Below are 13,561 nucleotides of genomic sequence, written 5' to 3'. Positions count from 1 at the left end.
AGGCCGCCGGCGGCCTGACGGCCTGGCACCGGGCCAATCGCTGTTGACACACAGCGCGGCTCGCGCGCGGATCGGCTTCTCCATGCCCAGCACCATCCCCGGAACGGAGTCACGCCGTCAGGTTGCTACGTTTCGAAGCTGGTGATCGGAAAAGCATCGACAGCTTCTTGCTTGGTCATGCAAGACCATCCGACGGTGCAGGTTTTCACCGATCAGGAAATCTCACTTTCCTTTCACCATCCCTTGGCTAAAAGTCACTTAGGTACGCAAATACTTGCGATCATGCCTGCGCGACCAGGTCCTGATCGATGGACGTATTCACCGGGGCACTGTCCATGGCTTTCAGAAACTCTCGAGCGGCATCTGCCGCCGACAGTACGGTCGACATCGTTCCGTGGATTCGCCGGCAGCCACGCGGTGGCCGGACGCCCTCCATTTCAAGCCATGGGCCATCCGGCAACGCGTTGTTGACCTCGTCAAGAGGGCTGCCATCCATTGCCATCGCCACGCAGTTCACACCACCACCCGTATCGCCAGGGATGGACTGCACGGAGCGATGCTCGAATCGACAAGCTGCCGGTCGCGACAGACGTCTGGATCGGGGGCCTGAGCGTCACATCAACAGTCAAGGGGGTTTCCCTGTTCGCGGCTGTCGGCCGAGTCATCTTGGCGGACGACCTGAAGCGGACGGGAATGACGTTGAACATCCTGCAGGGGAGGAAGAAGCAAATGCAATGGAAGATCAGACATCCGCGCGCATGGATAATCCATCGCTCTGCGGTAGCCGCCGCCATCATCGGACTGCTCGGTGCAAGCAGCCATCTTTTCGCCCAGAGCACCACAGGCGATATCAACGGTCTGGCCCCGCCTATACAAGGTGAGTCGGCCAGAATCACCGGACTCGACTCCGGACTTGTACGTCAAATGCCAGTCGGTACGGACGGCCGTTTCCGTTTCACCGCCCTGCCGATAGGCCGCTACCGGATTGAGCTTCTGACCAGCCAAGGCCAGCCCGAAAGCCGGATCATCAACGTGGTGGCAGGTCAGGCCCAATCGGTCGACTTCAATCATCGCAGCGCCAGACAGCTTGAAACTGTCACGGTTACCAGCAACAGTGTTCCGGCCATCGACATCACTTCGACCGAAGCCCGATCGACTTTCTCTGCAGCCCAGTTGAACGCACTGCCGGTGCCTCGCGATGTCGTCGATGTCGCCTTGCTGACGCCGGGGACCACCGCCGGCAATGCCGTGTTCGGTACCTTGCCATCCTTCGGTGGATCATCCGTTGCCGAGAACAGTTATTACGTCAACGGTTTCAATGTCACCAACCTGTACAACAGTCTGTCATTTGCCGAAGTGCCATTCCAGGCCATCGACCAGCTGGACATCCAGACCGGTGGCTATGGCGCGCAGTACGGCTTTTCCACCGGCGGCGTGACCAGCGTCAATATCAAGCGCGGTACCAATCAATGGAAAGGCGGCATCAGCTACACCGGGGTACCGAACGCACTGCGTGAAAACCAGCCGACGGTCTATCGTGCCAATGGCTCGGTCTATCGCAACTACAGCAAGAACACCTCGCTGAGCAATCTCTACAATGTCTGGATCGGCGGTCCATTGATCAAGGACAAGCTGTTCCTGTTTGCCCTGGGCCAGGTCGCCAATGCACACAGCACCAGCTATTCCGGTGGGCCGCAGACGTCCAATGAAAGCGCGAACATCAACTCTTCAGCCAACTCCAATGCGGACAAAAGCCCTTACTGGGTGCTCAAGCTGGACTGGAACATCACCGACAACCACCATCTGGAATACACCGGTTTCAGCAATGTCCAGACCAGCAACCAGAGCATGTTCAATGCTGGCTACGATGACAACGGAACCCCGTACAAGAGCGACTATCTGGGCCAGTACTACAGCAGGACCGGCGGCCGCACCGACATTTTCAAATATACCGGGCAGCTGACCGATGATCTGACGCTGTCGGCCCAGTGGGGGCGCATGCGCAGCCAGGATTCCAGCTGGACCGTCAGCCCCAACGGGGTCAAGAGCACTTACGACGGCAATATCAACAGCCCGGGCAGCGGTTGCCCGATCGTCGCCTACGGTGAGGGTCTGAGCGGACCGCAATGCAATATCGTCAGTACTCTTGGTCGCTATGACGGGATGGATACCCGCAATGCCGCCCGCATCGATCTTGACTGGCGCATTGGCGATCACGAGCTGGCCGGCGGCTACAGCGACGAGCGCTGGAACTCCATCGCCGGCGACGCCTATTCGGGCGGCCACTACTATTTCTACCCCAATGACAGTCAGGTGATCGATACCATCTTCAATACCGGTGGCGCCATCAAGGTCATCCAGAAATCCTGGTATTTCGAAGACCACTGGCAGGCGACCGATCGTTGGCTGATCTATGCCGGCATCCGCAATGACAGCTTTACCAACAAGAATGGCAACCAGCAGGCTTTCGTCAGCCAGGACAATATCTGGCAGCCCCGGCTGGGCTTTACCTGGGATGTGCTGGGTGATCAGAGCACCAAGCTCTGGGGTACTGCCGGTCGCTATTCACTGCCGATTGCCGCCAATGTCGCCCTGCGTGCCGCAACGGCTTCGCGCTACACCCAGGATGTCTACAGCTTCAGCGGTCGCGATCCGATGACCGGCGCCCCACTGAATCTTGGGCCGTCACAAAGCCATACCATCTACAACGGGGAAAACGGCAGCACGCCCAATCCCGGCGCGATCGCCTCGACTTCGCTCAAGCCATACACTCAGGACGAATTCATCCTGGGCTTTGCCAAGACCCTGCAAAGCGGCAATGACTTCGTCAACAACTGGACCCTGGGCATCAAGGCCACGTATCGAAAGCTGCGTACCGCCATCGACGACACCTGCGACTCCAGGCCCATGTATGCCGCCGCCCAGGCCAATGGCGTCGCGGGCGCCTGGGATGATGAATGGAGCGTACCCGAGAACATGCCCGGCTGCTGGCTGTTCAATCCGGGCAGCGCATTGAGCCTGACCACGCCACTGGACAATACGTCCAACAGCTACAAGGTGACGATTCCCGGCAACCAGCTGGGACCCAAGGCCAAGCGCCAGTATGAAGGCGTGGTGCTGAGCGCCGAAAAGACCGCCGAACGTTACTACATCAGCGCGTCCTATACCTGGTCGCGCAGTTTCGGCAATACCGAGGGCCTGGTCAAATCCAGCAATGGCCAGGACGATACCGGCACCACCGCCGATTTCGACTTCCCCGAGGTCATGATCGGTGCGAACGGCTACCTGCCCAATGACAGACGCCATGCCATCAAACTGTATGGCGGCTTCAAGCTTTCGCCGGAATGGTCATTCGGCGTCAATCTGCTGGGCCAGTCGGGCGCCCCGATCAGCTGCTATGGCGGCGGCGGCGGCGGCAGCACCTTCGATACATGGTTTGGCTATTCAGGCCAGTTCCACTACTGCAATGGCCGGATCAGCCCGGAAGGTCGCAGCGGACGCACACCCTGGCTGTGGACCTTCAGCCCCAATGTGCAGTACAAGCCAGCCTGGGCCAAAGGCCTTTACTTCCAGTTGACCGCCTTGAACCTGTTCAACAACGACACCCCGACCTTTGTCTGGGAGCGTGCCGAAGGCATCGACAACTCCGGCAAGGTGAAACCTACCAGATACTACAATTACAAGCTGCCGAAATACTTCAATACGCCCCGCTATGTGCGGCTGCAGGTCGAGTACGACTTCAATCTCTGAGTCCGCCCGGCAGCCCGGAAATCCTGTCCATGGAGAAGGCATCGGGTCGACGGTCAGCTGCAAACGGAAACGCCCGGCGAATCACTTCGCCGGGCGTTTCAATGCGTGAGACAACTGCCAGGCGCCGGAATCAGGCGCCGGCACTGCCCAGCCGGCGGCCCAGGCGCTCGTTGAAGCTGACCATGGCCTCGGCGTCACTCATCACGCCGCGCGGCCCCAGGATGTCATAGAGATCGGCCAGAAGATCGGTATTGTCGACCATCCGCAGGGCCGAATTGGCCAGCGCAAGATTCGACTGCAGTATCTTCATCGCCACCGCCAGCCGCTCCGAGTCCACCGCATGACCGCTGGCCTGCAAGGTGCTGGCTGCCATGCCCAGCCGGCTGCCTCGCCCGGCGACTTCCTCGCGCAGGGAGCTGCCATCTTCACGGGTGTCGGCACTCGGATCGGCAAGAATCTGGCCCTCACCGGCGACCAGCCAGACCAGCGAAACACCCAGCGTCTTGGCCAGAGTCACGCAGCGGGCTCGCGAGGGATCGGTATGACCATCACGCCAGCTGCGTACCACGCCCTCGGAAAAGCCGCAGCGACGTGCGATTTCGGTGGCACTGCCGGCACGCTGGATCAGTACCTTGATACGGTCGGCAAAGGTACTGGCCGGCAACTCGTTGTTATGAACTTCGGCCATGGCGGCATCCTCGGTTCGAATAGGTTGGGACCGGCCATCAAAAACAACCGGGACCGGATCGACGAACCCTTGGCTCGGCGATTTTTCGCAAGATAGTGCGCTGTCTGTACCTCGCAATTATCTGCTTGGCGACCTTTCGTCAAACTTACTATCTGCACACGTTTTATTTAATCTCGTCGATGGATTCACGTACAAGGCATTGACTTGTATGCAATGAAAGGCCGCCCCCCCCCCCGGGGCGTCCGGCTGACAGGCACAGCTCCGAGGACCGAACGAGCATTCTCATGATCCGCAAGGCAAGCAACCATGTTCGCATTAAGTTGCGATACATCTTTCACTCAAGCCGACGTCAGCTGAACCACATCAGTCCGCTCGAGTTCCGGCGATCGCCAGCGATCTGCCGTTTCGAAGGCGGGCCCGGACACGCTCGGAAATCCTTGAAAAGACGACGTAAAGAGCCGGCGTGCTGAGCAAGGTCAGGCTCTGCGAAATCAACAGACCGCCGACCATCGCGATACCCAGCGGACGGCGCAGTTCCGAGCCCTGCCCCAGACCGATCACCAGCGGCACCGCGCCCAGCAAGGCCACCATGGTCGTCATCATGATCGGACGGAAACGCACCAGACTGGCTTCGCGGGCGGCCTCGAAGGGTGTCATGCCTTGCTCTCGCTGGGCGACCAGAGCGAAGTCGATCATCATGATCGCGTTTTTCTTGATGATGCCGATCAGCAGCACCAGGGCGATCTGGGCGATCACCGACAGATCGGTATGCGTCAGCCACAGCGCCAGCAAGGCACCTACGCCCGCGGCCGGCAGGGTCGACAGGATGGTAACCGGATGGATCAGACTCTCGTACAGCATGCCAAGCACGATGTAGACCGTGGCGATAGCACCGAACACCAGCCAGATCATTCCGTTCATGGATTGCTGGAAGCGCCGGAAGTCACCGCCGATATTCAGTTTCATATCGCCCGGCATACGCAGGGCGCTGGCCGTGGCCTGGACCAGAGCAAGCGCCTCGCCCATGCTCACCCCGGGCGCGAGATTGAAACTGAGATTCATTGTCGTCTGCTGGTTTTCATGGGTGATCTGCGCCGGAGCCAGACCCGGTACCTGATGGGCCACGGTGCTGAGCGGCACCATCGCTCCGCTGCTGGTCGCCACCTGCAGCTGATCCAGCGCCCCGGGGGTGCCGATCAGCGATGGTATGGCATTGAGCACCACCCGGTACTGGTTGAGCGAGGCATAGATATAGCCGATCGCGCGCTGTCCGAAGGCGTCATCCAGCTCATTGTCGATATCGCCGATGCCGATGCCCAGCCGGGAGGCGAGATCACGGTTGATCACGATATTCTGACGCAGCCCCGCCATGTCGACATCGGTGCCGACATCGCGCAGCATCGGGTTCTTTTTCAGCGCATCCTGCAGCCTGGGCAGCCACTGCTGCAGTTCCTCGCTGTTGTCGCCCTGCAAGGCGATCTGGTATTGCCCGCCCTGGCTGGTCCCGCCACCACCACCACTGGGCAGATCCTGGATCGGGCGCAGACGCAAGCTCATGTCGGGATAGCGTTCGGCCTTGGCCGACAGCCGGGTCAGCGCGGCCGCCGTCGTTTCACGGCGGCCCTGCTCGCGGGTCTTCAGCTGGATATCGAAGCTGGCGCTGGTACCTTGCCGGCTGCTGCCCAGACGGGCACCGACATGGGCCACCGCCGGATCGGCCAGCAGCATTTCGATGAGACGGTTGAGTCGACGACTGCTGTCGGCAAAAGACACCGTGGAACTGGCCATCGCCCGCCCCCGGATCAGACCCGTGTCCTGCTCCGGGAACAGGCTGCTCTGGACCTGACCGGAAAGGAAGACGGTCACCCCGATCATCGCCAGCGGCGTCAGCGCAAAGGCCAGAGCATGACGCAGCGAGAAATCCAGAGCCCGGGTATAGACACGAAGCATGGCCGCATGGCCGGCCTCCAGCCATCGGCCCAGCCGGGAAGTCGGCTCGTCCTCGGTGTCGGCCTGCAGAAACAAGCCGCACATCGAAGGGGTCAGGGTCAGCGACACCACGGCCGAGACAATGATGGCCGCGACCAGGGTGACCGAGAAGGCATTGAAAAACATGCCGACCACGCCGCCGGCAAACAGCAGCGGCACGAATACCGCCACCAGGGATACCGTGATCGCAACGATGGTGAAGCCGATTTCACGACTCCCCAGCAGGGCGGCCTGCAGCCGCGGCACGCCCTGATCGACATGACGGACAATGTTTTCGATCACCACGATGGCATCGTCCACCACGAATCCGATCGCGATCACCAGAGCCAGCAGGGTCAGATTGTTGAGCGTGTAGCCGCAGGCATACATCACGATGATCGCGCCAGACAGTGCCAGCGGCACCGCGATGGTGGCGATGATGGTCGGTGCCGCCCGGCGCAGGAACAAGGCCATGGTCAGCACCACCAGAGCCAGGCTGATCAGCAACGTCAGCTGGACCTCGCGCAGCGATGAACGGATGGTCGGCGTGCCGTCGAAATAGGGGGTCAGGGTGGTACCAGGCTGCAGATAGCTGTTGAGCTCGGGCATCAGCGCCTTGATGTGGTCCACCGTGGCAATCACATTGGCATTGGATTGCTTGTAGACATACATGATGATGCCGTGCCGCGTGCCGAACCAGGCCGCCTGGTTGGCATCCTGGGTGCCTTCGTAGACATGAGCCACCGCGGACAGCTTGACCGGTACCGTATTCTCGGTGGCCACGATCAGGTTGGCGAAATCAGCGGCCGTATGCAGGGCATCATTGGACTGCAGCGCCACCGTGGTTTTCCCGTTGGAGAGAAACCCCTCAGGCGACACCACATTGGCCGCGCGGATGGTATTGCGGATCTGATCGGCCTGCAGGCCCATGGAATTGATCAGCCGCGTGTTCAGATCAATCCGGACCGCCGGCGTGGCAGCACCCGAGATATCGACTTCGGAAACGCCGGTGACCTGACGCAGCCGCTGCGCCAGAATCGAATCGGCGGCATCGTACAGTTCGCGGGCAGATTGGGTGGTCGAGGTCAGGGCAAAGGCAATGATGGGGTCGTCGTTGGGATTGGCCTTCTCGTAGCTCGGCGGACTGTTGAGGCCTGACGGCAGATCCGACATCGAAGCGTTGATCGCCGCCTGCACCTGACGGGCCGCCGCATTCACGTCGGTGCCGATATTGAACATCAGAAAGATCTGGCTGCTGTTCTCCGAGCTGGACGAACGCATCGAATCAATGCCGGGAATCTGCGCCAGATGCCGCTCCAGCGGCGCGGTCACGGTCGATGCCATGGTATTGGCATCGGCGCCCTGTTCCGAGGCCTGCACGAAAATGGCCGGAAATTCCATATCCGGCAAGGCCGCCACGCCCAGCAGCGCATAGCAAATGATGCCGGCGACGAAGATCCCGATCGCCAGCAGCGAGGTGCCGATAGGACGGCGAATGAAGAAGGCGGACAAATTCATACAACAGCCAACATGAGGGAATGCAGCGTCAAGGACATGGCAGGCACACACCGAGGCCTGCCCTGTTCAAACGCAAAATAACGCCGTCGGTTGAATCCCGCAGCCACGCCCATCAGACACGCGGCTGCGACGTACCCATGGCGATAGCGCGGCGTTCCCGCCAGCCGCGCAGACGCACGGACAAGCGTTCCATGTACAGGTAAATCACTGGCGTGGTGTAAAGGGTGATCAACTGCGACAGCAGCAGACCACCAACAATGGCCACGCCCAGCGGCTTGCGCAGCTCCGAGCCGATGCCATTGCCCAGCGCCAGCGGGATCGCGCCCAGCATCGCCGCGGCCGTGGTCATCATGATGGGACGGAAGCGCAGCAGGCAGGCCCGCCGGATCGCGGCGTGGGCATCCATGCCGGTACGCTGGGCCTCCAGCGCGAAGTCGATCATCATGATGGCGTTCTTCTTGACGATGCCGATCAACAGCACGATGCCCACGATGCCATCCACCGACAGGCTCATGCCGCACAGCATCAGGCCCAGCAAGGCACCGACACCGGCCGGCGGCAGGGTCGAAATGATCGTCAGCGGGTGGATGTAGCTTTCATACAACACGCCCAGCACGATATAGATCACCACCAGCGAAGCCAGCAACAGCAGTACCTCATTGGTCAGACTGCTGGAGAACTCGGCGGCATTGCCGATGAACTGGCCACGGACCTGGGGCGGCAGCTTCAGTTCGGCCTGGACCTGATCCAGCGCCTTGACGGCATCGGACAGCGAATAGCCGGGCGCCAGATTGAACGACAAGGTCACCGCTGGCAGCTGCTGCTGATGGCTGATCACCAGCGGCGCGGTAGTCGGCGTGACGGTGGCCAGCGAAGCCAGGGTGATCGATGAGCCGGCACCGACCACGATACCGGTATTGGCGGTGCCCAGACCGGTGGTGGTGGACGAGTTGCTGGACGAGACCTGGCCATAGCTGGTGGCATTGGTGCCGGTCAGGGCGCCACTGCCATTGCTGGCAACCGCCAGCCGATTGAGCAGGGAGACACTGTCGCGGAACTGAGGTGCCACTTCCAGCACGACCCGGTACTGGTTGAGCTGGGTGAAAATCGTCGAGATCTGGCGCTGGCCGAAGGAGTCGTACAAGGTGTCGTCGATGGTCTGCACCGGGACGCCCAGCCGGCTGGCCAGATCACGGTTGATATGCAGATCCAGAGCATTGCCGCGGTCGGCAAGATTGTTGTCGACATCAGCCAGCTCGGGTCGGGCCTGCATCAGCTGGGTCATCCGCTTGGCATAGGTGCCCAGCTCGGTGGTATCCAGATCCGACAGCACATACTGGTATTCAGTAGCCGACACCTGGGTATCCAGGGTCACGTCCTGCACCGGCTTCAGATACAGCGCGACACCGGGAATGCCAGCGGCGGCCTGCTGCAGCCGGCGCAGAACCTGCTGGATGTTGCCGCGCTTGTCCCGGTCTTTCAGCACGATACTGAGCTGGCCCTGGTTGAGGGTGGGATTGATCGAGCCGACGCCGACAAAAGCCGCGACACCCGCCACATCGGCAACCTGGCGTACCGCCTTGGCCACGGCCTCGGTGCGTTGTTCCATCTGCGGAAAGGCGATGTTCTGATCGGCCTGGACCACGCCTGTGATCATGCCGGTATCCTGTTCCGGGAGCAGACTCTTGGGTATCTCGACATACAGCAGCACGGTCACCGCCACCGTGACCATCGCAACCAGCAAGGTCAGCCGCTGGCGGGCAAGCACCCAATCCAGCGAACGCTCGTAGCCAAGTACCAGCCGCGACCAAAACGTGCGCCGACCTTCGGCCTGATGCCGTTCATGTGCGTCATCCCCTTCCGGCAGCGCATCGGGCCGCAGCAGATAGGCGCACATCATCGGGGTCAGGGTCAGCGAGATCAGCATCGACAGCGTCACCGCGATGGTCAGCACCCAGGCGAATTCGTGGAACAACCGGCCGGTGACGCCCGGCATAAGCAGCAGGGGCAGGAACACCGCAACCAGCGAAATGGTCAGCGACAGCACGGTGAAGCCGATTTCCCGCGCGCCATGCTCGGCCGCCTCCGGACCGCTGCGACCCTGCTCGATATAGCGGACGATGTTTTCGATCATCACGATGGCATCGTCGACCACGAAGCCGGTCGCGACGGTCAAGGCCATCAACGACAGATTGTCCAACGACATGTTGGCGAAGGCCATCACCCCGAAGGTGCCCATCAGCGACAACGGCACCGCGATCGAGGGGATGACGGTCGCCCAAAGCCGGCGCAGGAACACGAAGATCACCGCCACCACCAGGACGATGGTCAGCAGCAAGGTGTACTGCACGTCGGTGACCGAGGCACGGATGGTCACGGTGCGGTCGGAAAACACCTGCAACTTCACACCCGCCGGCAGCACGGCCTGCAGCTGCGGCAACAGCTGGTGGATCTGCTGCACTGTCTTGACGATGTTGGCACCCGGCTGGCGCCGGATGTCCAGCAAGACCGCCGGCTGGTCATTGGCCCACGCGGCCAGCTGGTCGTTCTCGACCCCGTCGACCACCTGGGCCACATCCTTCAGCCTGACCGGCGCACCGTTGCTGTAGCTGATGATGATGTTGCGATAGGCATCGGCATTTTCCAGCTGATCGTTGGTGCCGATGCTGTAACTCTGGGTGGCGCCGTTGAGGGTACCCTTGGGCGCGTTCACATTGGCCTCGGTCAGCGCGCTGCGGACGCTTTCCATGGTCAGGCCCATGTTCGCCAGCTGGGCCGGGTTGATCTGGATCCGCACCGCCGGCCGCACATTGCCGGCAATCGAGACCAGACCCACACCCGGCACCTGGGCCAGCTTCTGGGCCAGAATCGAATCGGCGTAATTGTTGACCTCGCGCAGCGGCAAGGTCTTCGAAGTCATCATCAGGCTGATGATGGGCGCATCGGCCGGATTGACCCGGTTGTAATAGGGCTGGTAAGGCAGCGTGGCCGGCAAGGTGCTCTTGGACTGGTCGATGGCCGACTGCACGTCCTGCGCTGCCACGTCCAGATTTCGGTCCATCGCAAACTGCAGCACGATGGTGGACAGCCCGGCCGAAGAGTCCGAGGTCATCATCTGCAGACCGGAGATCTGCCCCAGGTTGCGTTCCAGCGGCGTGGTGATCAGGGACGCCATGGTGGATGCACTGGCCCCCGGATACTGGGTCACCACCACCATGCTGGGCGCTTCGATATCCGGCAGCGCGGCCACCGGCAGCTGGCGGTAGCCCAGCACGCCGAGCAGCAGCAGGGCCACCATCAACAGGGAGGTGGCGATCGGCCGGCGGATGAATATCGACGAAAATCCCATAAATACCTTGCGCTGCGGGCAGATCGACGCCCAGGGCTCACGAGCGTTGCCGCTGCACCTCGTGTGCAGCGGTTCCTGTCATCGGTCCGGCTTAGTGCGGACCACCATGGCTGCCACGATGCATCGCGGCACCCGCCTTCTTCAGCTCGGCCGCGGTCGGGGCCGCCGGCACCTGACCCGGCTGCATCGCATTGACCTTGCTGCCCGGCTTCAGACGGAACTGACCTTCGGTCACCACCACATCATTCAGGGCCAGGCCCTTGTTGATCAGCACATGGCTGTCACCGACTTCGCTGCCCACCGTGACCGACTGCATCTTCACTGTCTTGTCGGCCTGGACCAGATAGACATAGTCGCCATCCGGTCCGCGCTGCACGGCCTGCGAGGGAATCACCAGCCCGTCATGGACAGTGCGCACCTTCAATCGCACATTGGCATATTCGCCCGGCCACAGCTCGCCATGGGTATTGGGGAATACCGCACGCAGCTTGTAGGTGGAGGTCCCGGTCGCAACCTGGTTGTCCACTACCTCGAGATAGCCGTCATTGGCACGGACACCGGTATTGTCCCGGTTCATGACGTTGACCTCGAGCCGGCCTTCATGCGCGGCACCCCGCACATCGTCCAGGGTCGACTCCGGCAAGGTGAAGATCACATAGATCGGCGTGATCTGGGTCAATACCACGATATCGCTGGAAGTCGTCAGCTGGTTGCCGATATCGACCTGGCGGATGCCGGCGATACCATCGATGGGCGAGCGCAGCTGGGTGTAGCTCAGCTGCACCCGGGCGTACTGTACCGCCGCCTTGTCGGATGCCACTGTCGCCTTGAGCTGGGCCACGTTGTTGGTATAGGTATCCATGTTCAAGGCCGAGACATAGCCCTTGGAGAGCAGCTTCTTGTTGCGCTCATAGGTGCTGATCGCCGTATCCAGCGATGCCTGGTCCTGCAAGGTCTTGGCGAGGTCCTGGTCCAGCGTTGCCTGATAGGGACGCGGATCGATCACGGCCAGCAGGTCGCCCTTCTTGACCGCCTGCCCTTCTGCAAAATGCAGACTGAACAGTCGACCGGAAATCTGTGGCTGGATGGTTACCGAGTTGAGCGCGGTCACCGTGCCCTGGTTGACCAGATAGATCGGCACGTCCTGAGCCTTGACCGACTCCACCGTGACCGGCACAGGATCGGAGGCGCCCGCATCCCCTGCCGATTTGCCGGTAGCGGATGCCGCGCTGGCCGGCCCGTGGCCATGGTGCATCCCACCCGCCCGGTCTCCGCCCGGCCGCAGGAAATGCAGTCCGACCAGAACCAGAACGACAACGATGACGAGGATCACCGCAATTTTCAAAACACGCGACATGCAGTCACTCCAGAAATATGCACAGCGATCCGATATGCCGCCCGGACCCGCCCCAGAACGGGGCCGGAACGAAGTCCGGCCCCCAGCATGGAGAATAGATGCAGTTGAACGCCTTTTGCCCCTGCCAGTTGACATGGGAAGACCATGACCCATGGCAGGGGCTCCCTGCCGACTTGATGCCTGGCTTCCCGTTCCGACACCGGCAGGCAAGCGTCCGATCTTTCCCTGCAGCTATCATAACCAGCTATTTCGACAATAACTTTTCAGCGTGAAATCCGCATCTGCCCTGGAGTCGCAACGGCTCCAGATGTATCAGCCTGAAGCCATTCCCGGGCAAAGTCCTGCAGATCGCCGAACAAGGTCTCGAACACTGGCTGCAAGGCCTGCGAGCGTATCTGCAACTGCGGCAACATTTCCGCCAACGGGTTGGCGAAACGCAGACGCCGCGAAATGCCGCTCAAGGCCGCCTGCAGCTCCACCGGATCCGCATAGCCCGCCGGCAGATGATGCGCCTGCATATAGGCCCGAAACCGGCGCAGCTCTGGCGTCAGCCAAGCATCGTGGCTGCACAGCAGCGCCTCAAGCTCCAGCGAGTATTCCGCCAGCGATTGTCCGGTCCAGCGCGAAAAATCCAGAGCCAGACAGTGGTCAAACCAGATATCCAGTCCGATCCCGGCGAAGCGACGATACGGCGCGACAAAACTGTTACGCGCCTCGACCACAGACGGATGACGATCAGTAAAGCCATCGATGGCACGATGCAGACGCACACCCCGTTGCAGCCCGAGCGGCCATGCCGGCGCTGGGGACCCGTGCACGAAATCGCCCAGAAAGCCGCCCAGCCGCAACCAGGGGTCTGGCCCGGCCAGCACGGCGTGCGCCAGAAAATTCACAGGCCAGCTCCTCATGTCCGCTTGGCGTATCATCGCAA

At 61.3% G+C, this 13,561-nt stretch carries 8 protein-coding genes; 1 reads left to right on the top strand and 7 read right to left on the bottom strand.

What is annotated here, in order from left to right:
- Positions 1-280: 280 nt before the first annotated feature.
- Together FRAAU_RS17055 and FRAAU_RS17615 are read right to left on the bottom strand one after the other, a co-directional pair.
- Complete coding sequence (locus tag FRAAU_RS17055; RefSeq protein WP_156803288.1) at positions 281-550, bottom strand: hypothetical protein; 270 nt, start codon at positions 548-550, stop codon at positions 281-283.
- Positions 551-618: 68 nt separating this feature from the next.
- On the bottom strand, positions 619-1,071 hold the full coding sequence (locus FRAAU_RS17615) for a hypothetical protein (protein WP_245546419.1): 453 nt from the start codon (positions 1,069-1,071) through the stop codon (positions 619-621).
- Between FRAAU_RS17615 and FRAAU_RS00750 the strand changes: the two genes are divergently transcribed.
- The gene (locus tag FRAAU_RS00750; protein ID WP_245546418.1) at positions 1,033-3,750 is read left to right on the top strand and encodes a TonB-dependent receptor plug domain-containing protein; all 2,718 of its coding nucleotides are present in this window, start codon (positions 1,033-1,035) and stop codon (positions 3,748-3,750) included. The genes FRAAU_RS17615 and FRAAU_RS00750 overlap by 39 nt on opposite strands.
- A 130-nt stretch (positions 3,751-3,880) precedes the next feature.
- On the opposite strand, the gene FRAAU_RS00745 is transcribed toward FRAAU_RS00750, so the two are convergent.
- The 5 genes from FRAAU_RS00745 to FRAAU_RS00725 all read right to left on the bottom strand — a co-directional run bounded on the left by FRAAU_RS00745 (position 3,881) and on the right by FRAAU_RS00725 (position 13,523).
- On the bottom strand, positions 3,881-4,438 hold the full coding sequence (locus tag FRAAU_RS00745; protein WP_014401654.1) for a helix-turn-helix domain-containing protein: 558 nt from the start codon (positions 4,436-4,438) through the stop codon (positions 3,881-3,883).
- A 363-nt stretch (positions 4,439-4,801) separates the two neighbouring features.
- The gene (locus FRAAU_RS00740; protein ID WP_014401653.1) at positions 4,802-7,924 is read right to left on the bottom strand and encodes an efflux RND transporter permease subunit; all 3,123 of its coding nucleotides are present in this window, start codon (positions 7,922-7,924) and stop codon (positions 4,802-4,804) included.
- Positions 7,925-8,036: 112 nt separating this feature from the next.
- Positions 8,037-11,273 carry an efflux RND transporter permease subunit gene (locus tag FRAAU_RS00735; RefSeq protein WP_014401652.1) on the bottom strand — a complete coding sequence of 1,079 codons (3,237 nt, stop codon included), beginning with the start codon at positions 11,271-11,273 and terminating at the stop codon, positions 8,037-8,039.
- Between the two features lie 91 nt (positions 11,274-11,364).
- A complete protein-coding gene (locus tag FRAAU_RS00730) occupies positions 11,365-12,630 on the bottom strand; it encodes an efflux RND transporter periplasmic adaptor subunit (RefSeq protein WP_014401651.1) in 1,266 nt (421 codons plus the stop codon).
- A 263-nt stretch (positions 12,631-12,893) separates the two neighbouring features.
- On the bottom strand, positions 12,894-13,523 hold the full coding sequence (locus FRAAU_RS00725) for an acyl carrier protein phosphodiesterase (RefSeq protein WP_014401650.1): 630 nt from the start codon (positions 13,521-13,523) through the stop codon (positions 12,894-12,896).
- Positions 13,524-13,561: the final 38 nt, after the last annotated feature.

It is taken from the genome of Frateuria aurantia DSM 6220, from assembly GCF_000242255.2.
Taxonomy (GTDB): Bacteria; Pseudomonadota; Gammaproteobacteria; order Xanthomonadales; family Rhodanobacteraceae; genus Frateuria; species Frateuria aurantia.
Note: the sequence above shows the minus strand (reverse complement) of the source record. Positions and strands in the feature narration are given on the sequence as shown.